This window comes from Brucella pseudintermedia (assembly GCF_008932435.1).
Taxonomy (GTDB): Bacteria; Pseudomonadota; Alphaproteobacteria; order Rhizobiales; family Rhizobiaceae; genus Brucella; species Brucella pseudintermedia.
Genome location: NZ_WBWE01000012.1, coordinates 1 through 25084, shown reverse-complemented (window position 1 = coordinate 25084; position 25084 = coordinate 1). Strand labels below are relative to the sequence as shown.

The window sequence follows — 25084 nt, the reverse complement described above, 5'->3', positions numbered from 1 at the left end:
AGATGAAATTATCATGCGCAATCTGGTACGTGTTTCTTTGACCGGTCTTTTTCTTGGCGCAAATCTTGCCACGGCCTTCGCTCAGGCAACGCCGGAGCAGATGGAAATGGCCTATAACGCCGCCCGCAATCAGCTTGGCGTACTCCAGTACTGCCAGGAAAAGGGTTATACCGATGGCGGCGCAATTGATATCCAGACGAAAATGATCGCGCTTATCCCAGCCCCGGCCGACACGTCCAAGGCCGACGCTGCCGAAGCAACCGGCAAGCAGGGCAAGGTCTCTGCCATGGGTATGGAGCAGGACATTGCCACCAGCGCAAAGGCGCAGAACATCTCCGAGGAAAAGCTCTGCCAGACCATGGCCGATGCCGTCAAACAGGCAGGAGCACAACTGCCGCAGTAAGGCGCATGACAGCCACTGGGGAATGGAGCCTCGCGCAAGCGGGGCTCTTTTGCTATCTGCAACTATACATTCAATATCGCTTAAATTCCGCTCATGCCGAAATTTCAAATTTCATTTTGTATTCAGCACTTTATTAATCATATGCAATACTCACCTTCCGTTTACCATGCAACTTAAGAGGGTGAACATAATTGGCGGATAGTTTGCTCGCAGGTCACAGCGACCACTAAACAAACAAGAATGATCTCAGGAGCAACACATGACCAAGCTTATCGCACGCTTTCGTAAAAACGAATCCGGCGCAACTGCCATCGAATACGGCCTCATCGCGGCTTTGATCGCTGTTGTCATCATCACAGCAACGACGGAACTGGGAACCAACATTCGCGACAAATTTACTGAAATTTCGACTGCAATCTCTACTGCAAGCAAGTGACAGAGCTACACATATTTTGCATAGAAAGCCGCCCTCCGGGGCGGTTTTGTGTTTTGGGGCGCCTTTCGCCTGCCTGAAGCAACTTTTGGAACGTTTGTTGCGTTATTTAACAGGTTTGCAGCATTGGATCGAAATTGAGCAGCGTGGACGTGGAGATGTGAAGTAAGCTAACCAAGCTAACGATCTGCAATCTTTATTGATTATGGGCGTGGTGCAAAAATGCGCATAATCCCTCTAAATAGTGGTTCGCCGCGTGGTTGTTGCGTATTCCAGCGCTGACACCGGCTTTACTGGAGTAGCGGACATGTCCTTGAAATCTATTCTGCTGGCGCTCGGCATTGGCGCTGCGAGCCTTACACTCAGCGGTTGCGTGTCCGAAGGCTATTATGGCGATGGTTACGATCCGTATTATTCGCGCGGCAGCTATATCGGCACCGGCGTTATCTATGACAGCGGCGGCTATTATCGCGATTACCGTCGCTATCCTCGCTATTATCGGGACTCTCGCTATCGCTATCGCGACAATTATCGTTACCGTGACAGGGATCGTAACCGGCCGAGCTATAACAAGCCGGATCGCCCTCGCCCGTCGCGGCCGGATCGCCCGTCGTTCAATACTCCCAGCGTGGAGCGTCCGGGCCCGAACACGGTTCCGCCTTTCCGCCCGATCAGGCGCGAATCGCATAATTGATAACGCATATTTCAAGCAAAACACCCGCCGAAGCCCTCGGCGGGTGTTTTTCATCAGCTTTATAACTTGATGACATATTCCTTGCGGGTCGTCTCGATCACTTCCCAGTTTCCCCTGAAACCGGGCCGTATGACGAAACTGTCGCCAGCCTTGACCTCGCGGGTTTCGCCACCCTCTTCGTGGATGACCGACCGACCAGACAGAATATGGCAGAACTCCCATTCGTCATATTCGATCCGCCACTTGCCGGGCGTCGCTTCCCATATGCCGGCGAAAAGCGTGCCTTCGGCATTCTCTTCCAAATTCCAGGTGCGGAATTTGGGGCTGCCTGAAAGAATGCGCTCCGCTAAGGGAGCGCCTTCCTCCGGCTCGATGCCGGAAAGGTCGAAAGCGAGAAACCGGCTCATCGATCAGACCTTTGCCAGCGCCTGTTCCAGATCGGCGATGATATCGTCGGCATCCTCGATGCCGATGGAAAGGCGTACCACGTCCGGTCCCGCGCCTGCCGCCACCTTCTGCTCGTCGGTCAGCTGGCGGTGGGTGGTGGATGCCGGATGGATGACCAGCGAACGCGTGTCGCCGATATTGGCAAGCAGCGAGAACAGGTCGAGGCTGTCGACGAATTTCACGCCCGCGTCGTAACCGCCCTTGAGTCCGAAAGTGAACACGGAGCCCGCCCCCTTCGGCGCATATTTCTGCTGGAGCGCGTGGAATTTATCATTCGGCAATCCAGCATAATTGACCCACGACACCTTGTCATGGCCGTGCAGCCAGGAGGCAACCTTCAATGCGTTGTCGCTGTGGCGCTGTATGCGCAGCGGCAGCGTTTCCACGCCTGTCAGTATCTGGAACGCATTGAATGGTGAAATGGCCGGGCCGAGATCCCGCAAGCCCAGAACACGGGCAGCTATGGCAAAGGAAATATTGCCGAATGTCTTGTGCAGTTCCAGACCGGCATAATCCGGGCGCGGTTCGGTCAGAAGCGGGTAGTTGCCGGATTTGGCCCAATCGAACGTGCCGCCATCGACCAGAATGCCGCCCATCGAACTGCCGTGACCGCCGATGAACTTGGTCAGCGAGTGGACGACGATATCCGCGCCGTGCTCGATCGGGCGCACCAGATAGGGCGATGCGAGCGTGTTGTCCACGATCAGCGGCAGGCCGTGCTTGTGGGCGATTTCGGCAATGGCCTCGATATCCACGACAATCCCGCCCGGATTGGCGAAGCTTTCGATGAAGATGGCGCGCGTCCTGTCATCGATCTGCTTGGCGAAATCGGTCGGATTGGTGGCGTCGGCCCAGCGCACATGCCAGTCGAAAGACTTGAACGACTGGCCGAACTGGTTGATCGAGCCGCCATAGAGCTGGCGCGCGGCGATGAAATTGTCGCCCGGTCGCAGAAGCGTGTGGAACACGAGCAATTGCGCCGCATGGCCGGATGCGGTCGCGACCGCCGCTGTTCCGCCTTCAAGTGCCGCAATGCGTTCTTCCAGAACGGCAGTCGTCGGGTTTGTGATGCGCGTATAGATATTGCCGAAAGCCTGAAGACCGAACAGCGATGCCGCATGATCCGCATCATCGAACACAAACGAAGTTGTCTGATAGATCGGTGTCGCGCGCGCACCCGTCGTCGGATCGGGCTTCGCGCCTGCGTGGACAGCCAGCGTTTCAATTCCGGGCGAACGTTTTGACATGATTTCCTCCAGCGTCTAAGCCCCAATGATGACAGGACGTTAGGCGTTGCCGCCAGGAAAGCAAAGGCGGATTTTCCGCCAAATGGCGGAATCGCAGAAATTAAATCCAAAACTTCCTATTCAGAAATGAGGCGGGGATATTCGATGGCAGGACAGCGGTCCATGACGACCGTCAAACCGGCTTCACTGGCGCGGTTTCCAGCCTCTTCGTGCACGACGCCAAGCTGCGTCCACAAGACCTTTGGCCGATGTTTCATCGCCAGAACTTCGTCCACGATGCCCGGCAGGGAGTAGGGTTCACGGAAGACATCCACCATATCCACCGGTTCTCCGATGTCGGCAAGACGCGCCACCACGCGCTGGCCGTGTATATCCTTGCCCGCCTGCCCCGGATTGACCGGAATGACGCGATAGCCCTTGGCAAGCAGGAATTCCATCACGCCATTGCTCGGGCGTTCCGGCTTCGGCGATGCGCCGAGAAGCGCAATCGTTTTCACGGAAAGGAGGATTTCGCGGATCTGGTCGTCGGATGGGTTTTGCATCTTGTCCTCTTTAATCGCCTGAGCCGGCGCTTGCATGAAAGCCGCCGCAGCCTCTATTGATTATTAAATTTGGGAGAAATGCATGAATATCAATACCGCACATCGCACAAGCGTCAGCCCCGTCATGAGCCTTGATGAATTGCGGGCCTTCATGAAGCGTGAATTTCCGCAGCTTGGCGATGCTTTCGAGGTCATGGCCGTGGATGAGGGGTCGGCTACAATGCGCCTTCACGCCGATGAGCAACATCTGCGCCCGGGCGGGACGGTTTCCGGCCCTTCGCTGTTTGCGCTGGCCGACGTTGCCGCCTATGCCGCCATTCTCGCCCATATCGGTCCGGTTGCCCTGGCCGTCACCACCAACCTCAACATCAATTTCCTGCGCAAACCCTCCCCCGGCACGGTCGAGGCCGTGGCGCGCCTCCTGAAACTCGGCAAGCGCCTTGCGGTCCTCGATATCAGCCTGACCGATGGTGCAAGCGGCGAGTTGGTCGCCCATGCCACCGCCACCTATTCGATTCCACCGCGATAAATGGGCAAAAAATATAAGGTATTATAATACCAAACACGCAACTTATTGATTTTGTTATTCTTTTTAAAAGATGCTTCAAATACAGGGCTTGACGGAAGCGCCAACATTGTATATCGACCCGCCGGAAGCGTGCGAAAGGCAACTTTTACACGCCCGTTCGGGTTGGAGAATATCCAACACAAGCAACAAAAAAAGCCCGGTTCGCAAGGACAGGGATCAAGTCAAGGAAGACTTCAATGGCAACTTTCTCCCAGAAGCCGGCTGAAGTGGTGAAGAAGTGGGTGCTGATCGACGCCGAAGGTCTCGTCGTCGGCCGTCTCGCATCGCTCGTCGCCAATCGCCTGCGTGGCAAGCACAAAGCAACCTTCACCCCGCATGTGGACGATGGCGACAATGTCATCATCATCAATGCCGACAAGGTTGTTCTGACCGGCAACAAGTATGCCGACAAGAAATATTACTGGCACACCGGCCATCCGGGCGGCATCAAGGAGCGCACTGCTCGCCAGATCCTCGAAGGCCGTTTCCCGGAACGCGTTCTTGAGAAGGCAATCGAGCGCATGATCCCGCGCGGTCCGCTCGGCCGTCGCCAGATGAAGAACCTGCGCGTTTATGCAGGCCCGAACCATCAGCACGAAGCTCAGCAGCCGGAAGTCCTCGACGTCGCAGCGCTGAACCGCAAGAACAAAGGGAATGCATAATCATGGCTGAGAGCATCAACTCGCTCGAAGAACTCGGCACCGTTGCCAAGACCGAAGCTGCCGCTCCGGTTCATGTCCAGAAGCTGGACGCACAGGGCCGCGCCTATGCCACCGGCAAGCGCAAGGACGCCGTTGCACGCGTTTGGGTCAAGCCGGGCTCCGGCAAGATCGTCGTCAACGACAAGGAATTCGAAAAGTATTTCGCACGTCCGGTCCTGCAGATGATCCTGCAGCAGCCGATCGTCGCTTCGAACCGCGTCGGTCAGTTCGACATCGTCGCCACCGTTGCCGGTGGTGGCCTCTCCGGTCAGGCCGGTGCCGTTCGTCACGGTATTTCCAAGGCCCTCACCTACTACGAACCGGGCCTGCGCGCGGTTCTCAAGAAGGGTGGCTTCCTGACCCGCGACAGCCGCGTCGTCGAACGTAAGAAGTACGGCAAGGCCAAGGCTCGTCGCAGCTTCCAGTTCTCCAAGCGTTAATATCTATCGCTTCAGAGCTTACAGAAAAGCGGGCCTTCGGGTCCGCTTTTTTGCTATGTAACAAGAGACTCAAAGCCAGCACGGAGCCAGCCGAATGTCGTCCAGTCGTTTTGCTTCCACCCCGGAGCCGCCTTATCTGATCGTCACCTTTGCTTCGCAGCGCGTTACGGGTGAAGACGATGGCTATGGAGACATGGCGGTTCAGATGGGTGAACTTGCAGCGAAACAGCCCGGCTATCTCGGCATCGAGAGCGCCCGCGACGCGGAAGGATTTGGCATCACCAATTCTTTCTGGACCGACGAGGAAAGCATCCGCGCATGGAAGCGCGATGTGGATCATCTGGTGGCGCAGAAGCTTGGTCGCCAAAAATGGTATGAAACCTATCGCGTGCGTATCGGTCGCGTGGAGCGCGCCTATGGATTTGATGCCAAGAGCGAATGAAAGCGCTATAGAAGCCAGACTATCACTCGGATCACCACCATGCCTTCAAAAACCATCGACCACGCGATCACGGCCCGCAGCCTGACCAGCGCCGCGACCGACCCTACCCATGCGGGCGTGCTGTCCTTCATGCGGCGGGTATATACGAAGTCGCTCAAGGCTGCAGAGGCGGTTGTCTGGGGCATTCCCTTCGATGCCGCCGTTTCCAATCGCCCCGGAGCGCGCTTCGGCCCGCAGGCGATCCGGCGGGCCTCGGCAATCTTTGACAATGATCCGCAATATCCGTTCGAGCGCGATCTGTTCGAGAATCTTGCCGTCATCGATTATGGCGACTGCCTGCTCGACTACGGCAATCACACCAAGACCCCTGCCACAATCGAGCGCGAAGCGGCGAAAATCCTGAAATCCGATGCGTTCCTGCTGACGCTCGGCGGCGATCATTTCATCACATGGCCGCTTCTCAAGGCCCATGCCGCGAAATATGGTCCGCTTGCTTTGGTGCAGTTCGATGCGCATCAGGATACATGGTTCGACGATGGCAAGCGGATCGATCACGGCTCATTCGTGGCCCGCGCGGTGCGCGATGGCATCATCGATCCCGACCATTCGATCCAGATCGGCATCCGCACGCACGCGCCGGAAGATTGCGGCATCAGAATCATCTACGGCCATGAGGTCGAGGACATGTCGGCGGCGGCGATTGCTGATGCAATCCTGAAACGCACCAATGGCCGGAAAACCTATCTGACCTTCGATATCGACTGCCTCGATCCGGCCTTTGCGCCGGGAACCGGCACGCCGGTCGCTGGCGGCCCTTCATCGGCAAAGATGCTGTCGGTCCTGCGCAAGCTGACAACTCTTGACTTCGTGGGCGCCGATGTGGTCGAGGTTGCACCAGCCTATGACCATGCCGATATAACGGCCATCGCGGGAGCGACAATCGCAATGTACTATCTGGGCCTTCTGGCCGAACGGAAAGAACGACGATGAGATGCTTGTTCACAAAGTGATTCAAGCGGCTCAAAAACCCATTCCACCTATTGTCGTAACTTTCTGAATTCAAAGGCAAAACGCATGAAACCGAAAATCTTCATCGATGGCGAACACGGCACCACCGGCTTGCAGATCCGCAACCGTCTGGCCGAGCGCGACGATCTCGAAGTGATTTCCATCCCGGAAGCCGAGCGGCGCAACAAGGATTTGCGCGCCGACTATCTGCGTGCTGCCGACATTGCGATCCTGTGCCTGCCGGACGATGCCTCCAAGGAAGCGGTTTCCCTGCTCGAAGGTCATAACGCGACCCGCATCATCGATACCTCGACCGCCTATCGCGTGCACCCGGACTGGGCCTATGGCTTTGCGGAACTGGCCAAGGGCCAGCGCCAACGCATTGCCGAGGCGCGCCTCGTTGCCAATCCGGGCTGCTACCCGACCGGCGCGATTGCACTTGTGCGCCCGCTGCGCGATGCGGGCCTGCTGCCTGCCGATTATCCGGTCAGCGTCAATGCTGTTTCCGGCTATACGGGCGGCGGCAAGCAGCTCATCGCCCAGATGGAAGACAAGAACCATCCGGAGCATCTTGCCGCTAACAATTTCCTCTATGGCCTACCGCTGCGTCACAAGCACGTGCCGGAACTGCAATTGCATGGCCGTCTGGATCGCCGCCCGATCTTTTCGCCCAGCGTAGGACGCTTCCCGCAGGGCATGATCGTGCAGGTTCCGCTGTTCCTGAGCGAACTCGAAGGATCGCCGTCGCTTGCCGCGGTTCATGCCGCGCTGACGGAGCATTATGCCGGTCAGGATATTGTCGAGGTCGTGCCGCTTGAGGAAAGCGGGAAGCTTCCGCGTGTCGATGCGGAAGAGCTCGCGGGCAAGGACGGCATGAAGCTTTTCGTCTTCGGCACTGAAGGCGACGGCGAGGTCAATCTGGTGGCGCTGCTCGACAATCTCGGCAAGGGCGCATCGGGTGCCGCCGTCCAGAACATGAACCTCATGCTTGGCAAGGCGTGATGCCGACGAAGCCGGTGTTTCCTGTCGAATGGAAGATCGGCTCCTATGAGCCTCTGGTCGATACACATTCAAGCCTCGTCTGGAAGGTCGAACGCATCGATCATCCGGGCGAGGTTTTTGTCGTCAAACAGTTGAAACCAGCCGGGATGGAAGAGCTGCGCGGCGCGCATTATCTGGACTGGCAGGACGGCCATGGTGCAGCGCGATTATACGGCCTCAAGGGCATATCGATGCTGCTCGAATATGCCGGCGACTATCACCTTGATGAGCACCTGAAGCGCGGCAAGGATGCCGAATGCCTGCACATCTTCGGCGAGGTGCTGAGCGCGCTGCACACGCCCTCTCCCGCTCCAATACCGACTGGCCTGCAGCCGCTGGACAAGCACTTTTCCGGCCTCTTTGCGGTGGCGCATGAAAGCCCGATCTATGCAGATGGCACGACGGTCGCCAAGCGCCTGCTGGCGACGCCGCACAAGGCCATTCCGCTGCATGGTGATATTCACCATGAGAATATCATTGAGGGACCGCGCGGCTGGCTCGCCATCGATCCGCACGGGCTGGTCGGCGATGCCGCCTTCGACGCGGCTAATATCTTCTATAATCCGCTCGATCGGGACGAGCTTTGCCTCGACCTTGAACGCGCCCGGCACATGGCCGAACATTTCGCGCCGATCATCGGGCGCGAACCGGCCTATATTCTGGATTATGCCTTCGCCTATGGTTGCCTGTCAGCCGCTTGGCATCGTGAAGACGGCAACGACGCGGAGGAAGCGCGGGAACTGAAGATCGCCTCCGCACTCCGGCAATTGCGCCACAGCGCTTATCCCTCGTAAGCACCCTTGGTTGCGCGCCAGTGCGCCACCGCGAAAGCCAGCACGATCAGCGCAACAAACTGATGCGTCAGGCCCAGATGCAGCGGAACGCTCATCAAAAGCGTGGCAACGCCGATGACCGCCTGCACGAGAACGAGCCCGAGGAGAACGATGGTGCGGCGCGCATGGGTGGTGCCGGGAGCCTGTTTCCAGACCTGCAACGAATGCAGAACCGCCAGAACCAGAACCGTATAGGCGAACATGCGGTGCACGAACTGAACCGTTTTCGGGTTTTCGAACAAGTTGCGCCACCAGGGCGACTGAATGAACAGATCGGATGGAATGACAGCGCCATCCATCAGCGGCCAGGTATTGTAAGTCAATCCCGCATGCAAGCCGGCCACCAGACCGCCCAGGTAAATCTGCACCAGAACCGCGAACACGATCCATCCGGCAAAGCGCTGGATGGATCGCTCCGCCGGTCGCTCGCTATAGGTGACAAGCCCGCGCGCGATGTAGAACACCGCCGTTATGATGACACAGGCCGTCGTCAGGTGAATCGCCAGACGATACTGGCTGACGCTGGTAAGCTCGCTGAGGCCGGATGCGACCATCCACCAGCCGATGGCGCCCTGCAAGCCACCCAGCGCGAGCAGGCCCAGCATACGATATTTGAGGCCACCCTTGAGACGCCCCGTCACCCAGAAGAAGGCCAGCGGAACGGCGACCAGAAACCCGACAAAACGCGCAAGCAGGCGGTGCGCCCATTCCCACCAGAAGATGTACTGAAACTCTTCCAGCGACATGCCCTTGTTGATCTGCTGGTATTGCGGAATCTGGCGGTACTTGTCGAACTCTTCCACCCATTCAGCATGATTGAGCGGCGGAATGACCCCGTGAATGGGCTTCCATTCGGTGATCGACAGGCCAGACCCGGTCATGCGGGTGGCGCCGCCGACCATGACGATGGCGATCAGCACGACGAAAACCGCATAGAGCCAGTAACGCACGAGGCGGCGGTCGCGGTCCTCTTTCGATGACCTCGAACCCTGCCCCATACGCTGCGCCGCTGCTGTCGTCATGCCGTTCACCCTTCAATAATGAGCTCAAGTGTACATGCAGCATAGGCCGAGCAGTTACAAGTTCGCCTCACGCGACATGCCGCCGCGTTTTTGCCCTTTCGCTGGCCCCCTTCACCGGTTAGTGATGAACCGGGAAAAGGAGAATGCGCATGCCTGTCCGGTTGAAGAAACTGATCGGTACTTTCTTGCTGGTTTCACTGGTCATCGTCTATGCGGTATTTGCGACCATCATCGCGGTAGCGCATCTGGCCCAGTCGAGCGCCTGGGTGCATCTGCTTTATTTCTTCGTGACCGGCATTTTGTGGGTTCTGCCAGCCATGGGCATCATCTGGTGGATGGCGCAGCCCCCACGCAAGAAACAACATTAGTCCCCTGAGGATGCTGCAGACAATGGCGGGTGAAGTCGCAGCGCGCATTCTGACGGATTTCAGCGAGATCGGGCGGCTCTGGAAAGATGCGGACGCCATTCATGGCGCACCCCAATCGCTCGAATGGATCGATAATTGGCGCACAATCGTCAATGCCGACAGTTTCGTGGCAGGGCTTTTTGACGGCAGCGGGCCGATCCTGCTCGTGCCGCTGGAAGTCGTCCGCCAGAACGGCGCGAAAATTGCGCGCTATCCCGGCGGGAGCCACGCCAATTGCAATTTCCCATGGCTGCGGAAAGAATATGACGTCGTTCGCAGTCGCGATGCAGTTAATCAGGTAGTGAGCCTTATCCGCAAAGTACGACCTGACATCGATGCATTGTCGCTAACGCGCCAGCTTTCGGAACTGCAAGGCGTCGCCAACCCGCTGCTTGCTCTCGGAAAGGCCCCCAATCCGAATCCGGTTCTCGCCGCCTCTCTTGATGATGGGTTCGATGCCGTGCTTGATCGCGCCCATCGCAAGCGGAAGCTCAAAAAACATCGCCAGCATGGTCGCCGCTATGAAGAAAGCGGAGGCTGGAGAATTGCCGGACCGCATAGCCGTGCGGAATCGGACGAGGTTCTCGATCTCTATTTCGCGATGAAGGCACAGCGCTTCCAGAAGATGGGGATTAGTGACCCATTCGCCGATGAAAATGTGCGTAATTTCTTCAAATCTTTCTTCGGTGACGGGCTGACCAAAGGTCAAGAACTGAACGAGTTACGCTTTCTTGAGGTGGGCGGAGCAACACGTTCCATCATTGGGAAAGTGTTCGGCGTTGCAGGACCGACCGTTGAATTTGGTGCGATCGCGGAGGATGAACTGATGACGGCAAGTCCGGGTGAATTCCTCTTCTTCGAGGATATAAGCCGGAGTTGTGAGGAAGGCCGTTCGGTCTACAGTTTCGGCATCGGGGACGAGCCTTACAAGCGCGAATGGTGCGACGTCGAATTTACTATCTATGACACGCTGGTGCCGCTTTCCGCCAAGGGAAAGCTTTTCACGACGCTGCAATCAGCCCGCAACACGGTCGCCGGAAATCTCAAGCGCAATCCACGTCTCTGGGGCTTGGCGAAGGCGCTGCGCAGCAGATTCGCAAAAAGGTAGGGGATGCTGGCAATCTGGTTCAAGAACCTGTTCTAAAATACTGTTCCAGATCCAGATTCGACTATCAGACGGTCTCATCCATGAGAATGACAACATCTTCATAGCCGCCCTGGTCGAGATCAAGTGCAGCCAGCGCGACGCCCTTGTCGTCCGGATCAACAATGCTCATCACAACGGAAGCCGGTCCATCGGCAATGCGCGCGATCTGTTCCGATGACGACGGACCACACTCCACAACGACAAAATCGTAGACTGTTTCCAGCGCGTCAAGAATAAGCGGGAGGCGGTCAGCGGAGCGCATGGCAATTTCGGGATCAGCCTCCCCCAGCGGCACCACATGAGCCTGTGAAAACCGGTCGCTGTGAATGACCTCGTTGAAACGCCGCTCGCCGGACAGAAGCTCGGTTATGCCGGGCAGATGCGCACCGTCCAGCATGGCCAGACCGACGGTTCCATGTGCCGTCATGTCCACGAGAATTGCCCGCTTGCCGCGGTCGGCAAATTCGCGCAACAGACGTACCGTTCCCGCCGATGCCTTGTCACCTTCGGGAGAGACAACCACGATGCGCTTTTCCTTTCCGCCGTCAAGCAGATCGGCGACAGCTTTCACGCCGTTGGGATTACGCTGCTGTGCCTCGCGTTGACTGGTCTTATCTCCCCCCGTCATGGGAAACTCCTCCACGGTTCTCCGTGTGTCTGAAGCCAACGGCTTGGCCGCAAATGGCGTAGTCCATGACCGGCGCGGCGCTTCAATTGTTTCGTTCGAAACCGTATCACCGCCTTCGGCTTTCGATGGCGGCACCGCAGCGGCTTCAGCGGCGGCGGCAATAACCGGCATTTCGATTTCCTCCACCGCATCGGCCCTTTGGCCATCAGCCGTCACGAATGCGCGCCCACTGAACAATTCGCGCAACAGAACGAAAATCGAAAGCAGCAGCAAACCCGCCACGAAGGTCGAGCTGACAATCGGCAGTATCATCGGATAATAGGGAACAGCGGGAGCCTCGGCAGAAGCAAAAACGCGGGCATCGACCGGCACATAATTGCGGTCGGTACGGGATGCGGCTTCGCGATAGCGCGTCAGGTAGGTTTCCAGAAGCTGGCGCTGTGCCGCCGCTTCACGCTCCAATGCGCGCAGTTCGACTTCCTGATCGCCTGCCTGTGCCGCCTGTGCCTTCACCCGGTTCAGCTCGCGATTGAGTTCATCCTCGCGAAGCTTTGCGGCAGACACTTCATTGTCGAGGCTGGCAATGAGCTTGCGGCCTTCGTTCCTGATCTGCTGGTCGAGATCGGCAAGCTGCGAACGCAGCGCCTTGATGCGCGGATGGCCGTCCAGAAGCGTCGTCGAAAGATCGGCAATCTGTGCATTGAGCTGGACGCGCCTTTCGGCAAGACGCTGCATCATCCCGGAAGCAAGCACATCCGGCAGCGTGTCGATGGGCGCGCCGGAGGCGAGCGCCTTGCGAATGCTTTCCGCCTTGGCTTCCGCCGATGCACGATTGGTGCGCACCCGTGTGAGTTCTGTCGAGACCTCGGAAAGCTGCTGTGTGGCGATGGTGCTATTGCTCTGCCCCGTCAGAAGCCCACGCGAAGCACGGTAGTCCGCGACCTTCCTTTCCGCATCGCGGACGCGATTGCGCAGGTCGTCAATTTCGGGGGCAAGCCAGCTGGTCGCGTCGTCGTTCGATTCAAGCTTCGCGGCCTGCTGAAACAGGATGTACTGATCAGCCAGCGCGTTGGCGACGTTCTTGGCCGTTTCCGGGTCCGGCGAGGTATATTGCACCGCGATGACGCGTGAGGCAGTCACGGCAAACACCTGCATGTTCTTGCGCAGCTTCTGCAAGACGCGCTCTTCCGGGGTCAGCCGAGCCGGATCGGTCCGCATGCCGAGCATGATGAGGACGCGGGTCCAGGGCTTCACATCCGTTGTCGTGAAGGCTTCGTTGCTGGTCAGCTTGAGCTCGTCGGAAACTTTCTTGAGAAGATCGCCGGAGGAGAATACCTCGACCTGGCTTTTCACGCCTTCGGCGTCGAAAAGCGGGCGCTCGGCGGCAGTCTCGCCATTGGGGCGGGTATAGATGGATTCGCGAGCCTCGATCATGATGCGGGCTTCGGCGCGATAATCCGGGGTCAGAAGGAGGCAGACGGCCCATGCGAGCGCTGCCATCAGGAGCGCGCCCACGACGATGAACAGCCAGTGGCGCCTCAGGCTTGCGAACAGCGCGCCGATATCGATATCTGCATCCCTTGATAACGGATCGACTTCTGCCATTCCCCATTCTCCATGGACTTCGCGAATGCGCTTGCGCGCGTGATCGCTCTCGCCCGCGTGGGGTAAACCACCCCCGAATCTGGCCGAACGGTAAAGGAACAAGGTAACCAGAGGGTTAAGCAGGACCAGCTCACGACCCCGGCGAAACATAAAGATTTTGCGCCTCACCCTGTCTTCTTTACCAGCCATTAACCCTAATCAATCGATAACCCTTGCAACCGATATTCGCAATTGCGCGGCCATACCGCGTCGATTGCGTACTTTAGGAAATAATGCTTTTCGGAAGAACCGAGGCGGAAGATGACGGCGAAGACAAATCAGAACAAGCGCAAAGGCCACGCCATGCTCGTGGCACTCGGCCTTGCGGCCATGACGCTTTCTGCCTGTTCCAGCTATCGCCCTGCCCCGCCCGCTTTCCACGAAGCGCTGAACCAGCCCTATATGCTGGACGCCGGCGACCGTGTGCGCATTACGGTTTTCGAGCAGCCGAGCCTTACCAACACCTACAGCGTCGATCAGGCAGGCTATATCGCCTTCCCGCTTGTCGGCAGCATTCCGGCCCGCGGCAAGACATCCAAACAGCTGGAAGGCATCATCGCATCCAAGCTGCGCGGCGGCTATCTGCGCGATCCAGACGTCAGCGCGGAAATCGACCGCTATCGCCCGATCTTCGTGATGGGTGAAGTGGGTGCCGCCGGCCAGTATTCCTATGTTCCGGGCATGACCGCGCAGAAGGCTATCGCCGCTGCAGGCGGTTTCAGTCCGCGCGCCAATCAGGAAAATGTCGATATCACGCGCCAGTTCAACGGCAAGGTTCTGACCGGGCGGGTGCTGATTTCGGATCCTATTTTGCCGGGCGACACGATCTATGTGCGCGAACGTCTGTTCTGATGGCGATTGATGGCTGATGACACCAACGTCTCCCCGCTCCGCATCCTCCACTGCTTCCGCGAACCGACCGGCGGGCTCTTCCGCCATGTCCGCGATCTGGTGGGCTTGCAGGCGGAGAACGGCCACGCGGTCGGCATTGTCTGCGATGCAACCACAGGCGGCCCGCGCGAAGACGCGCTTCTGGAGGAATTACGGCCAAAGCTCGCGCTCGGCTTGCATCGCATTGCCATGCAGCGCCATATCGGATTGGGCGATGCGGCCGCAGCCTACAAAACATATCGCATCATCAAGAAATTGCAGCCGGACATATTGCACGGACATGGCGCCAAGGGCGGGGTCTATGCGCGTTTGTTCGGTTCAGTCTTACGGGTATTCAGGTCTCGCGTAGCCCGTATCTATTCACCGCATGGCGGCAGCCTGCATTTCGACGGGAAGACGCGCCGAGGCGGCGCCGTCTTTCTGATAGAGAGATTGCTGGCCCCTCTCACCGACGCGGTGATGTTCGTCTCGAACTTCGAAAAGCGCATCTACGAAGAAAAGATAGGACGGCCCTATGGCCTTCACGCCGTCATCTATAACGGCCTGACCGAAGACGAGTTCATAACAATGGCTGACGCGCCGGATGCCAGCGATTTTCTTTTTGTCGGCACGATGCGCGAACTGAAAGGGCCGGACCTCATGATCCGTGCACTGGCGCGCCTGCGCGACCAGAGCGAGCGCGCTTTCACCGCAACCATGGTGGGGGACGGCGCGGAAAAGCCGGGCTTCGTCGCCCTCGCCGAAGAACTGGGCATCTTCCGGCAGATCCGCTTTCTGCCCGGCATGGCCGCGCGAGAGGCCTTTGCCCTTGGGAGGATAATGGTGGTCCCGTCACGTGCCGAAGCGTTTCCCTATATTGTTCTGGAGGCGCTTGCCGCCGGAAAGCCCGTCATCGCCAGCAATGTCGGCGGCATTCCTGAAGTGTTCGGGCCGCGTTCCCCGGCGTTGGTCGAGCCGGAGGACGAAGCGCTTGCGGACAAGATGCTGAAGGTTGCGGATGATCCGGCGGCGTTTCGCGCCGCGATGCCGGAGGCGGCGCGGCTAGGTGAGCGTTTCAGTCTGCAATCCATGGCCCAGTCGATCGAGACGATCTATTATGAAGCCCATCCCGACCGGACAGTGCCGGAAGACTGACGGATATTCTCCTCAGCCTGCCATCGCGGCGAAGGGCCCGGAGGCAGACACAATTCTGTCCACCTGTGACCGAAATCCCCCCTGCGCTGCAAAATAGATGTAGTGGAAGGCGTCCGCGCGTCCGCCAATCAACGATATATCCTCGCGTTGCCATTGCCACGGCAGCATGTCCAGCTTGTCTTCAAACGGGTCGGATATGGTTGCGGACCAGAACGCGGCGATGCCGTTCGGCTTCAATGCCCGTTTCACCAGCCTGAGGCCATCATCCTCATAGATGGCTCCGTTGGCGGCGCGGACCGTGAAATCCGGTCCATTATCCGTGTCCATCAGTATGGCATCATACCGACCCTGTTCTGCACGAAGGACATCCATCACGTCCGCGACCCGGATATCCACCCGAGGATCGTTCAGTGGATAACCGGCAAGATGCCCGATATGGGTCCGGTTCCAGTCCACGATTTCCGGGACAAGATCGCACACAGTGACCCTGGCCTCGGGTCCCAGCAGATCGAGTGCGGCCCGAAGCGTGAAACCCATGCCGAGCCCGCCGATCAGCATATGCGACACCGCCCGACCATGCAGGCGAAGCGACCGCTCTGCCAATACGGTCTCGGACTGGAAGTTGACGTTCGACATCAATTCCAGGCCATTATAACGGATTTCATAGATGTGATCGCGTTTTCGCAACAAAATTTCATCGCCGGCATGATTGCCCGCTCTAGCCAGTTCGACCCAGATAGTCATGTTCAACCCTAGTACGCTTCTCCGAACGTCACAAAGGGCTCGGATAAAGCGCATCAAAACAAACAGTTAATACGACCTTGAAAGGTCGCAGCGTGAATTGCTCTCATCAGGATTTGGGTCGCTGTGCGGTCAGGCGCGCAGCAACCCCATGACATCGTCCGATCTGGTGCCTATCAGGAGGGGGAAGAGAGCCTGCCTGTTGACGGCGATATGTGCCGAACAGTTCGATGGCAAAATGCCGCTTGCAGCTTTATCTTCCAACGGTTCCATATCACTGTCCTAGGCAATATAATCCCGCAAGGCAAGCCTTGCAGCTGCTTGCCTTGCGGCAACGTGCGCATACCGGTTGCCGCCACCAATGCTGTAACAGTGCGAGCAGAAATCTTTTTAGTTTAGTCGTTGCTAACAGTAATGGCTTTCAGTCATGTATTTAATCGGGTGTTTACCTAAGCCATAAGCTTGTCCGGCGGTGTTTATATTCTGCTTAGGACTTTGGGGCTAATCACTACGCGTCATTCTTATGATCAGGGGCAATGTTGTGCGAAATAATGATGCGCTTTCTCCTTTTGGCCGAAAAGCCATGGAAGCCAGCGGCAACCAGGATGCAGGGCCAGACGCCAAGCCACAAGGTCCGGTGAAACTCGGCCCTCTTGCGCGCCAGATGGCGGAGCAATATCAGCGCGACACGTTCTCACCGCTGATGCTGAGCGGCGTCATGCGCATGGCAGAGTTCGGGCTTGTCTTCCTGTCCGGCATTGCGAGCTTTCTGCTTTATGTGGGCCTCGGCACGCATCTCCTCATCTACTACCCGCTCATAATCATCGCTGGCGGCGCGCTTTTCGTCCTGCTGATGGAAATCAATGACGGCTATCAGATCAACGTGCTGCGCAGTCCCGGCCGTTATCTGCGGCGGCTGTTCATCAGCTGGGCCGCCGTGCTCGGAACGCTGGCTATCGCGGGTTTCCTGCTGAAATCCTCCTCAGATTTCTCACGCGGCTGGTTCCTGTACTGGGCGCTCAGCGCCTGCGTGCTGCTTGTGCTGTCGCGTGTCTTCATCGCCTGGAAGATAAAGCGCTGGGCGCGAAACGGCACTATGGAACGCCGCGCCGTCATCGTAGGCGGCGGCTCCAATGCGGAAGTGCTCATCCGGTCGCTGGAACAGCAGCCGGACAACGACATCCGCATATGCGGTATTTTCGACGATCGCGATGACAAGCGGTCGCCGCCCATCGTTGCGGGTTATCCAAAACTCGGCAATATCAATGAACTGATCGAGTTTGCCCGCATTGCCCGCATCGACATGCTAATCGTGTCCCTGCCGATTAGCGCCGAAGCCCGCGTGCTGGCTCTGCTGAAGAAGCTCTGGGTCCTTCCCGTCGACATTCGCCTTTCGGCACTCAACAATCACCTGCGTTTCCGCCCGCGCGCCTATTCCTATGTCGGCGCGGTGCCAATGCTGGATATTTTCGATAAGCCCATCAACGATTGGGATTCCGTCGCCAAACGCATCTTCGATGTGGTTTTCAGCATTCTCGGCATCATTCTCCTTTCGCCGATCATGATCGGGACGGCGATCGCTATCAAGCTGGACAGCAAGGGCCCTGTGATCTTCAAGCAGAAGCGGCATGGCTTCAACAACGAAGTCATCAATGTCTGGAAGTTCCGGTCAATGTATACCGAGATGTGCGATCCCACCGCAAAACAGGCCGTTACCAAAAACGATCCTCGCGTTACGCGGGTCGGGCGTTTCATTCGCAAGGCTTCCATCGATGAACTGCCGCAATTCTTCAATGTTCTGGCAGGTTCCCTGTCGCTCGTCGGCCCACGCCCGCATGCGGTCGCAGCCCATTCGCACAATGTCCTCTATAACGAGGTCGTCGACGGCTATTTCGCGCGCCACCGCGTGAAGCCGGGCGTCACCGGCTGGGCGCAGATCAATGGCTGGCGTGGCGAAATCGACAATGAAAACAAGATTCGCATGCGCACGGAATTCGATCTTTACTACATCGAAAACTGGTCGCTGTGGCTTGATCTCAAGATTCTGTTCCTGACGCCGATACGGCTTCTCAACACGGAAAACGCCTATTGACCAGCGTAGCGCACAGGTTTGAGGGCAATCTGCCCCCGCCCATAGAGCTGCGGGCAGATATAGCGCGCAAACGTGCGCTCAATCGCCTCATTGCCAACACGGCGATCGGTTTCGGTGTTTTTCTGTTGGGCTTCGTGATGAGTGAGCCCGCGCCTTACGAACTCTATATGGTCGGCCTGATTGTGCTGGCATTATTGTTCGGCCTGAAGCTGACCCGCACCAGCCTCGTGCTGCTGGCAATCCTTACCGTGTTCAATTTCGGCGGAATGATCTCGGTCATGCAGATGGCCGATGTGAAGAAGGCCCCGCTTTATATTGCGGTCTCGCTGTTTCTGGCTTTTACATCAGTGTTCTTCGCGGCTGTGATCGAAGCTGACTACAGGCGTCTGCGAACCATCTTTAACGCCTATCTTCTTGTCAGCATCGTCTCCTCCTTGCTCGGCATTGCCGGTTATTTCGCCCTCTTCCCCGGAGCGGAAAACTTCACGCGCTACGGACGCGCGCAGGGTGCTTTTCAAGACCCGAACGTCTACGGCCCCTTCCTTATACTGCCGCTGACCTGGACGCTTTATCGCGTCATGCGCGGAAGCATGCGCGATGTGGCTGCCTATCTTCCGCTCTGCTGCCTGCTCATGCTTGGCGTACTGCTGTCCTTTTCGCGCGCGGCATGGGCGATGGTTCCCCTCTCCTTCGCCCTTTTGTTCGGCGTGCTTTTTCTGCAAAGCAACAGCAACCGCTTTCGGTTTCGGCTGATCGCAATCGGCCTGCTTGCCGTGGTGGCGATCGTTCTCGCGGTCCTCATTATCCTGCAAATTCCCGGCGTGGGCGACTTCTTCCGTGAGCGCGCGCGGCTTGAACAGAGCTATGACAGTGCAAGACTTGGACGCTTCGCGCGCCATTGGCTTGGTATGATTCTCGCCACGCAGCATTCCTTGGGTATCGGGCCGCTCGAATTCGGACCGATGTTTGGCGAAGACACGCACAATATCTGGCTCAAGGCTGCGCTCGACTATGGATGGGTCGGATTCATAGCTTTTCTGACACTGACATTTCTGACCCTTGCGATCGGCTTCAAACTGCTGTTTCGCAATCGTCCCTGGCAGCCATTTCTCTTGGTGGCTTATGCAACCTATCTCGGGCATGTCCTGATCGGAAATGTCATCGATACCGACCACTGGCGACATTTTTATCTGCTTTTCGGGATTATCTGGGGTTGTGCAGGGCTGGAATACAAGTATGAGCTTTCACTCAAACTCAAAGAAGGCTCAGGAGAGCAGAACCTTGCAATTCGCGATCTACGCCGCCGCAGCCCTGTTTGAAATTGGCGGTTGCTTTGCCTTTTGGGCTTGGTTGAAGCTTGGCAAGTCACCGTTCTGGCTGGTGCCCGGCATGGTGTGCCTCGCCTTGTTCGCCTATCTGCTGACATTGATTGAGAGCAATGTTGCCGGTCGCGCCTACGCAGCTTATGGCGGGATCTATATCATCGCGTCGATCCTGTGGATCTGGTTTGCCGAGGGCGCCCGCCCCGATCGCTGGGATGTGGTCGGCGCGTGCACGGCCTTCGCCGGTACATGCATCATCCTCTTTGGACCGCGCTCCTGATTTTCGACGCTCTTTTTGCTGGAAATGCTTTTATGATCGAGACGGTTGGAGTTCGCCGCCGCCTATCAGCTTCGAGAGACGCGATGGGCGCGGCTCTACTTCGATAACCCAGACGGCATATTGGCCCGGCATGTTACTCCAGATATTCGCGCGCCGGCGACCGTCAATCAGGAATTCCGTACCTTGCGTGCGAACCACGACCAGACTTCCCTCGACATGGCGGGGTGTCTCCACTGTTCGCAAACGTTTTTTTGCCGAACGGGCATCGCTGGTTTTCTGCATTTGGTCGAGAAGCCCAGCGATACGGCGGTTCGACCACTTCTCATTGACGACGGTTCCCTGAAATACGTCAACCCGCCGGAGCCCGTAAAGGCGGGTCCACTCTCGCGCCAATCTTTGGATCGCCAGCACGCCGTCGCGATGAAAGAAGAACAACGGCAATATGTTCTCCCAGACGGGTTCACGGTTAACGGCCCGATGCGCCCGCCAGAAATCAAGCGTCTTGAAAAGGTGACTGATTCTCATCCACTGATGCCCTCCCCTATCCCAATTTATTAGGAAAGACATAGCTGCCATCGAAGGTGACAGATTGTCACAATTTGTACGCAATTCTGACACAATTCGCCGAAGCCGGATTGGAGGACTATTTTCGATTTCACGCGTAACACAAAGTCGGTGTGCAATTTGCCAGTTTCGAGAAATTATCCCTTGCGTGCCAAGTCGTTATATTCTACGGCTTTCCCCGGCTCGGAGCGTAGCGCAGCCCGGTAGCGCACTTGACTGGGGGAAAAGTTCCCTGAGGGCCAATTTCAAAACAGTTACAAGAAGTTGATGACTTTGCTGTAAGTCTCCCAGTGATTTTCGTGGGACTTTTTGTGTTGTCGTATTTTCTCACAGTCAGCGGGGAGTAGTGCTGTTATTGACCTATCGCGCGCCTTACCAGATTAGTAGATTATCGGGCATCTGCCTTTAAGTGACCGTAATTGTTCTCTTGCTATTAAATCGCAAGCAGTCCATCCTTAATTGTCAGTGTATTGATTGAATACGGGTGCCCCTGACATGGGCGGAATGGCCCTTGCCCGCAATTGAAAGGAGGACGCGATGTCTTCCAATATCTATAATGGCGATTTTCACTCAAACCATCGCATTCTGAAGCAGATGATTGCTAAGGCCGGCTATGTCACATCCAGGATGAGACCCCTACCAGGACCCCATTATAATGACTCAGCGTTAATTCTGAAGAGATTTATGGATGGAGTAATGGGCGACATTCAAACAGGCCCAGGTCCACAAACGGAAGTGTCGTCCGCCTATGGCACTGCCTAACAATTATCCCTCGAGAGGCACCAAACTGGGCCTCTCAAATAATAATTTTTTGAATCGTTATTTCACTGTAAAAACAATGGAAATATTAAGCGAGTTAAGAAGCTTTCTCCACTTTATTGACCCATAATTTATTAATCGTTTGACAATTTTTATTTAACCATCTAAAAGACAATTATCGATATTTTCTTGCTGAGCTTTGCTTGCTGCGCGATTAGCACCGTGCGATGAACGAAAACTCCCTTTTAAAAATCGTTTCGTCTCTGCGTTTTTCTAAACGCGGTTTTTGATATACTATGAAAGAGGTTCAAATGAACACCGGCACAGTTAAATGGTTTAATGCAGCAAAAGGCTTTGGATTTATTCAGCCTGAAAATGGCGGCGGCGATACGTTTGTTCATATCTCTGCGGTTGAACGCGCAGGTATGTACTCGCTGACCGAAGGCCAGAAGCTCACTTATGATCTTGAACAGGATCGCAAGTCCGGCAAAATGTCGGCCTGCAATCTGCAAGCCGCTTAAATAGCTGATTTTCTTTCCTTTGACCACGGATGTACTGGCACTGTCGAAGGAAATTAGCTTTGAGGCCAAGCATTGCTTGGCCTTTTTTATTCACTTCAAAAAGGATTACAACAATTGCCCCAAGACCCACGCGGTCCCTTTACGAAAGATACTCTTTTCAAGCCAATTCCTTCCTCTCGCGAGTCGGTTGCTTCACGTACCAATAAAGCCGTGCGTACTATTCTAGATGCGGAAGTAGACGAGCGGGTCGCAAAGACTCTCCGCCTGCGAAAACAGCGCTTGGAGCGCGAGCTTATCGTGGTCACGCCTGCTCCGAGAAAGAAGGCATTGAAAATCAAATAGAGTATTTACGCGCTCGTTTTTCCGTTTGATATCAGTGTGGCATGGCACTTCTTACGCGCTCACTTATGAAACCACGCCCATATTTTTACCGCGTTCTCATACAGCGAAACGATCCCGATAAGGATCGCCAGAATGCCGAGAATGAGCCAGCGCATGAAACGGCCAATGGTTCTTAGTGACCGGATCAGATCGAGACCATCTTTCAAGAGGTCAATATCTTCCTCGCGAAGTTGGGATAGAAACTCTCTCGTTTCCTCCGGCAGCTCTACAAGGCGGTGTGCTGTAGCAGCATCTTTGTCCATTGGCGTCATCTCCAGCAGCCCCGCCGTTTTCCGTTTTCATCATTGCCTTCGACCCGCTCCGCCGCTGGCCGGTCCACTTTGGTCAGTGCGACCAGACCGGCAGGCGATAGGTTATTCTGTCTCCAGCCCGCGCAGCTCGTCGCACTGATCGAAGGACAGCCCGCGACGACGAAGGGCAAGAATACAAAAATCATAATCCGTAAGCCCGCGTAGTTTTTCATCGTCCTTGCCCCTTTCCTTTTCGGCTTTGACGGTTTCGCGCAATTGCTCGGAAACAGCTTGCTGACGGCCTTCGTGCTTCCCGGCGAAATATCCACCCGCCAGAAGCAGAAACGCCGCCAGAACGGCAGCGAGCGAGTATTTCAGCCATGAGGGGATGAGCGCCCAGATCATGAGCGCGTCTTCCGCCAGATGCCCCAGAGGGTAAGGGCGACAATCACACTAGCAATCGCCACACGCACCCACTGACCGCTAGACAATTCGTCCTGCTGATTTGAGATGGTGCTAACAATTTCAGGAATGACAGGGCCGACCGTTGCCGCCGCACCAGCAGCACCAGCACCGCCAATCGTGGCGACATCGGTCTTATTGGCTGCCGTCTCGGCTGACACATAGTTGGACGAAACGAAATCTCCCTTGGCCCAGAGACCGGCTTCAGCGGCTCGCCGGTTCACAAGACCCTGCACCTTCCTCCCGCCAGCATTCACCCACTTCATGAGTTCGACCGGGACAGCGGCATAGTCGCCCTTGTTCAGTTTTTTCAGCAGCGTGGATTTATCAAGCGCCCCGGTGTTGAAATCGAACGAGACGAGCGCTGCGAACTGGTTGTCGGTAAGCGGCACCTTTACGAACCGCTCTACCCTCGCCTCGAATTTCGCCAGATCGGCCTTCAGGATGCGCTCGGCTTCCTTGTCACCGATTGCCATTCCCGGCGTTACCGTAGGTGCACCGGCAGCGCTCGTATGCCCATATCCGATGGTCAGGACACCGGCCACGTCCCGGTAAGCTGTATTCTTGAGGCCTTCCCACTGCTTCACGAGCGAAAGCCCCGCCGCGTTGATGCGTCGTGCCATTTTCGTTTCCATTCCTTTGATTGTTGCGTTGCAGCACTTAAGTGCGTCGTTTTCACACTTTCATGTGATTTTCATTGACTATTAATATCTGCCTATCATATTGATAGGTGCATGAAGGACGAACAACGCTCTCACAATGTCGCCCGCATGGCGCTGCGACCCGATGAATTTGAAGATCGCGTGCGCAATCTCGCTGCAGTAACTGGCCGTGTCGCATGGTCAGCACATGCAAGAGAACGGATGGAGGAGCGGGAAATTTCTATCCGAGTTGCTCTTACCGTCCTAAGAGAAGGCCGTGTTTCGGGTCCAATCGAACCCGGCCAATCTGCCGGAGAATGGAAAGCAAAGATCGTCCGAAATGTGAAAGGCCGAAGAGATGTTGGGGTAGTCGTCGTGATTATCCGTAATGATCGTCTCTTTGTTAAAACAGTTGAATGGGAAGACCTAAGATGAACATCCAAAACTTCTACAGGCAAGGTGAGAAGCTCTCCAAGGAGCCACTTCACTATGTGGAGTGCGGATTGGACAACATCTATCTACGCAACGGCTTTACGAAAGAAATCATCGACGGCGAAGAATATTTGACCGTTGAGGATATTGACGGACTGCACCGTGCTATTGGTCTGCACATTGTTCTTGAGAAGAAAGCCCCTACGGGGAAAGAACTAAAGTTCCTCCGTGGTGAGTTGGACATGACACAGTCTGACTTGGCACGCGTTCTAAGTGTGACAGATCAAAGCGTAGCTAGGTGGGAGAAAGGACAAAGCGAGCCAAACGGACCTGCTGTTCTAGCCCTCCGGTTGATCTATCTGCTTTCCTTGGTTCCTGATGACAAGAAACCTGATGTTATGAAAGACATCATAGACCGGTTCGAAAAGCTGGCGCAGAAAGACGAAACCACTGATAAATTTGTTTTGTCTTATTGCGACGACCACTGGTATGTGCCAGCACTAGCCGCTTAACCGGCAATCAGTGCAATCACAACCCCGGACTAGCCGGGGTTTTCTTTTTCGCTGATTGCGCTATATCAATTTTGCGCACCGTTTTTAGCCCCCGCTAACCCTTTGCGGTGCGCAAAGCCTCGGACTGGGTCCCTCCTGCGTCCGGGGCTTTCTTTTGTTCTCCGGTGCGCTATCTAAGTATAAGAGCAGGTCAACAGGCACGACGCGACTGGTGGCCTGCACAGCCCCGGTAACCCTCGTTGCCGGGGTTTTCCACGTCTCTGGGAAGACAATATTAACAGTTAGCGATCTACACGGAGACTGGGCGCTTATCGTTGCTTTCAGCTAGATTTCCCAAGGCGCCTGCCCCGGTTAACGAAACCTTGCCGGGGCTTTTCATTCCATTGAGTGAACTTTCTCAGCCTTCCAACGTTTGTGCGTTGGGAGGAGTTCATGGGATCACTGGTCTACTCAC

Annotated in this window: 31 protein-coding genes; 20 read left to right on the top strand and 11 right to left on the bottom strand. The window is 56.4% G+C overall.

The window, feature by feature from the left end; translation table 11 throughout:
- The first annotated feature begins 13 nt into the window (after window positions 1-13).
- From F9K78_RS15800 to F9K78_RS15790, 3 genes are all read left to right on the top strand, one after another.
- Complete coding sequence (locus F9K78_RS15800; RefSeq protein ID WP_121986596.1) at window positions 14-403, top strand: pore-forming ESAT-6 family protein; 390 nt, start codon at window positions 14-16, stop codon at window positions 401-403.
- A gap of 259 nt (window positions 404-662) precedes the next feature.
- Window positions 663-839 carry a Flp family type IVb pilin gene (locus F9K78_RS15795; protein WP_122066969.1) on the top strand — a complete coding sequence of 59 codons (177 nt, stop codon included), beginning with the start codon at window positions 663-665 and terminating at the stop codon, window positions 837-839.
- Window positions 840-1143: 304 nt separating this feature from the next.
- Window positions 1144-1530: a hypothetical protein gene (locus tag F9K78_RS15790; RefSeq protein ID WP_121986595.1), complete on the top strand. Its 387-nt coding sequence runs from the start codon at window positions 1144-1146 to the stop codon at window positions 1528-1530.
- A gap of 59 nt (window positions 1531-1589) precedes the next feature.
- Here F9K78_RS15790 and F9K78_RS15785 read toward each other — a convergent pair whose 3' ends face one another.
- The 3 genes from F9K78_RS15785 to F9K78_RS15775 all read right to left on the bottom strand — a co-directional run bounded on the left by F9K78_RS15785 (window position 1590) and on the right by F9K78_RS15775 (window position 3766).
- On the bottom strand, window positions 1590-1937 hold the full coding sequence (locus F9K78_RS15785) for a cupin domain-containing protein (protein WP_121986594.1): 348 nt from the start codon (window positions 1935-1937) through the stop codon (window positions 1590-1592).
- Window positions 1938-1940: 3 nt separating this feature from the next.
- On the bottom strand, window positions 1941-3224 hold the full coding sequence (locus F9K78_RS15780; RefSeq protein WP_151682401.1) for an O-acetylhomoserine aminocarboxypropyltransferase: 1284 nt from the start codon (window positions 3222-3224) through the stop codon (window positions 1941-1943).
- A 116-nt stretch (window positions 3225-3340) separates the two neighbouring features.
- Window positions 3341-3766: a CoA-binding protein gene (locus tag F9K78_RS15775; protein WP_162929841.1), complete on the bottom strand. Its 426-nt coding sequence runs from the start codon at window positions 3764-3766 to the stop codon at window positions 3341-3343.
- Window positions 3767-3848: 82 nt separating this feature from the next.
- On the opposite strand from F9K78_RS15775, the gene F9K78_RS15770 reads away from it, so the two are divergent.
- The 7 genes from F9K78_RS15770 (at window position 3849) to F9K78_RS15740 (ending at window position 8760) form a co-directional block, all read left to right on the top strand.
- Complete coding sequence (locus tag F9K78_RS15770; protein WP_121986591.1) at window positions 3849-4295, top strand: PaaI family thioesterase; 447 nt, start codon at window positions 3849-3851, stop codon at window positions 4293-4295.
- A 236-nt stretch (window positions 4296-4531) separates the two neighbouring features.
- Window positions 4532-4996 carry a 50S ribosomal protein L13 gene (rplM, locus tag F9K78_RS15765; RefSeq protein WP_006472812.1) on the top strand — a complete coding sequence of 155 codons (465 nt, stop codon included), beginning with the start codon at window positions 4532-4534 and terminating at the stop codon, window positions 4994-4996.
- Between the two features lie 2 nt (window positions 4997-4998).
- Entirely contained in the window at window positions 4999-5475 is a 477-nt protein-coding gene (rpsI, locus tag F9K78_RS15760) for a 30S ribosomal protein S9 (protein WP_121982983.1), read from the top strand.
- 94 nt (window positions 5476-5569) lie between these two features.
- Entirely contained in the window at window positions 5570-5917 is a 348-nt protein-coding gene (locus F9K78_RS15755) for an antibiotic biosynthesis monooxygenase family protein (protein ID WP_121986590.1), read from the top strand.
- A 39-nt stretch (window positions 5918-5956) separates the two neighbouring features.
- A complete protein-coding gene (gene speB / locus F9K78_RS15750) occupies window positions 5957-6907 on the top strand; it encodes an agmatinase (protein WP_121986589.1) in 951 nt (316 codons plus the stop codon).
- An 84-nt stretch (window positions 6908-6991) separates the two neighbouring features.
- Window positions 6992-7927: an N-acetyl-gamma-glutamyl-phosphate reductase gene (gene argC, locus F9K78_RS15745; RefSeq protein ID WP_121986588.1), complete on the top strand. Its 936-nt coding sequence runs from the start codon at window positions 6992-6994 to the stop codon at window positions 7925-7927.
- Window positions 7927-8760 (top strand): aminoglycoside phosphotransferase family protein, encoded by an 834-nt coding sequence (locus F9K78_RS15740; RefSeq protein WP_151682400.1) that lies wholly within the window; start codon window positions 7927-7929, stop codon window positions 8758-8760. The genes argC and F9K78_RS15740 overlap by 1 nt, the downstream gene beginning before the upstream one ends.
- Here F9K78_RS15740 and F9K78_RS15735 read toward each other — a convergent pair.
- Window positions 8748-9821, bottom strand: a complete 1074-nt coding sequence (locus tag F9K78_RS15735; RefSeq protein ID WP_121986586.1) for a COX15/CtaA family protein — start codon at window positions 9819-9821, stop codon at window positions 8748-8750. The genes F9K78_RS15740 and F9K78_RS15735 overlap by 13 nt on opposite strands.
- 149 nt (window positions 9822-9970) lie before the next feature.
- Here F9K78_RS15735 and F9K78_RS15730 point away from each other — a divergent pair, with 149 nt between their 5' ends.
- On the top strand, window positions 9971-10189 hold the full coding sequence (locus F9K78_RS15730) for a DUF2842 domain-containing protein (protein ID WP_121983004.1): 219 nt from the start codon (window positions 9971-9973) through the stop codon (window positions 10187-10189).
- A 22-nt stretch (window positions 10190-10211) separates the two neighbouring features.
- Entirely contained in the window at window positions 10212-11336 is a 1125-nt protein-coding gene (locus F9K78_RS15725; protein ID WP_121986585.1) for a GNAT family N-acetyltransferase, read from the top strand.
- A 64-nt stretch (window positions 11337-11400) separates the two neighbouring features.
- On the opposite strand, the gene F9K78_RS15720 is transcribed toward F9K78_RS15725, so the two are convergent.
- Window positions 11401-13608, bottom strand: coding sequence for a GumC family protein (locus tag F9K78_RS15720; protein WP_121986584.1), 2208 nt, complete (start codon window positions 13606-13608; stop codon window positions 11401-11403).
- A 300-nt stretch (window positions 13609-13908) separates the two neighbouring features.
- Between F9K78_RS15720 and F9K78_RS15715 the strand changes: the two genes are divergently transcribed.
- Window positions 13909-14499 (top strand): polysaccharide biosynthesis/export family protein, encoded by a 591-nt coding sequence (locus F9K78_RS15715; RefSeq protein WP_121986583.1) that lies wholly within the window; start codon window positions 13909-13911, stop codon window positions 14497-14499.
- Window positions 14500-14508: 9 nt separating this feature from the next.
- Window positions 14509-15672: a glycosyltransferase gene (locus F9K78_RS15710; RefSeq protein ID WP_121986582.1), complete on the top strand. Its 1164-nt coding sequence runs from the start codon at window positions 14509-14511 to the stop codon at window positions 15670-15672.
- A 12-nt stretch (window positions 15673-15684) separates the two neighbouring features.
- Here the strand turns inward: F9K78_RS15710 and F9K78_RS15705 are convergent, their stop codons facing one another.
- The gene (locus F9K78_RS15705; RefSeq protein ID WP_121986581.1) at window positions 15685-16416 is read right to left on the bottom strand and encodes a spermidine synthase; all 732 of its coding nucleotides are present in this window, start codon (window positions 16414-16416) and stop codon (window positions 15685-15687) included.
- Window positions 16417-16545: 129 nt separating this feature from the next.
- Window positions 16546-16686: a hypothetical protein gene (locus F9K78_RS21905; RefSeq protein ID WP_021587771.1), complete on the bottom strand. Its 141-nt coding sequence runs from the start codon at window positions 16684-16686 to the stop codon at window positions 16546-16548.
- Window positions 16687-16996: 310 nt separating this feature from the next.
- Between F9K78_RS21905 and F9K78_RS15700 the strand changes: the two genes are divergently transcribed.
- The 3 genes from F9K78_RS15700 to F9K78_RS15690 are packed head-to-tail and all read left to right on the top strand — an operon-like array spanning window position 16997 to window position 20107.
- Entirely contained in the window at window positions 16997-18505 is a 1509-nt protein-coding gene (locus F9K78_RS15700) for an undecaprenyl-phosphate glucose phosphotransferase (RefSeq protein WP_376903278.1), read from the top strand.
- Window positions 18502-19824: an O-antigen ligase family protein gene (locus F9K78_RS15695; RefSeq protein ID WP_121986580.1), complete on the top strand. Its 1323-nt coding sequence runs from the start codon at window positions 18502-18504 to the stop codon at window positions 19822-19824. Before F9K78_RS15700 ends, F9K78_RS15695 begins: the two co-directional genes overlap by 4 nt.
- Window positions 19787-20107: a YnfA family protein gene (locus F9K78_RS15690; RefSeq protein WP_121986579.1), complete on the top strand. Its 321-nt coding sequence runs from the start codon at window positions 19787-19789 to the stop codon at window positions 20105-20107. Before F9K78_RS15695 ends, F9K78_RS15690 begins: the two co-directional genes overlap by 38 nt.
- A 30-nt stretch (window positions 20108-20137) precedes the next feature.
- Here the strand turns inward: F9K78_RS15690 and F9K78_RS15685 are convergent, their stop codons facing one another.
- The gene (locus F9K78_RS15685; protein WP_121986578.1) at window positions 20138-20632 is read right to left on the bottom strand and encodes a hypothetical protein; all 495 of its coding nucleotides are present in this window, start codon (window positions 20630-20632) and stop codon (window positions 20138-20140) included.
- Between the two features lie 1109 nt (window positions 20633-21741).
- On the opposite strand from F9K78_RS15685, the gene F9K78_RS15675 reads away from it, so the two are divergent.
- Window positions 21742-21951, top strand: coding sequence for a cold-shock protein (locus F9K78_RS15675; protein WP_121982997.1), 210 nt, complete (start codon window positions 21742-21744; stop codon window positions 21949-21951).
- A gap of 401 nt (window positions 21952-22352) precedes the next feature.
- On the opposite strand, the gene F9K78_RS15670 is transcribed toward F9K78_RS15675, so the two are convergent.
- The 3 genes from F9K78_RS15670 to F9K78_RS15660 form a co-directional block, all read right to left on the bottom strand.
- A complete protein-coding gene (locus F9K78_RS15670) occupies window positions 22353-22595 on the bottom strand; it encodes a hypothetical protein (RefSeq protein WP_235925452.1) in 243 nt (80 codons plus the stop codon).
- Between the two features lie 111 nt (window positions 22596-22706).
- Window positions 22707-22988, bottom strand: a complete 282-nt coding sequence (locus F9K78_RS15665; protein ID WP_151682398.1) for a hypothetical protein — start codon at window positions 22986-22988, stop codon at window positions 22707-22709.
- Window positions 22985-23668: a lysozyme gene (locus tag F9K78_RS15660; RefSeq protein ID WP_151682397.1), complete on the bottom strand. Its 684-nt coding sequence runs from the start codon at window positions 23666-23668 to the stop codon at window positions 22985-22987. The genes F9K78_RS15665 and F9K78_RS15660 overlap by 4 nt, the downstream gene beginning before the upstream one ends.
- A gap of 111 nt (window positions 23669-23779) precedes the next feature.
- On the opposite strand from F9K78_RS15660, the gene F9K78_RS15655 reads away from it, so the two are divergent.
- A complete protein-coding gene (locus tag F9K78_RS15655; protein ID WP_151682396.1) occupies window positions 23780-24121 on the top strand; it encodes a DUF4258 domain-containing protein in 342 nt (113 codons plus the stop codon).
- The gene (locus F9K78_RS15650) at window positions 24118-24630 is read left to right on the top strand and encodes a helix-turn-helix domain-containing protein (protein WP_167518126.1); all 513 of its coding nucleotides are present in this window, start codon (window positions 24118-24120) and stop codon (window positions 24628-24630) included. Before F9K78_RS15655 ends, F9K78_RS15650 begins: the two co-directional genes overlap by 4 nt.
- Window positions 24631-25084: the final 454 nt, after the last annotated feature.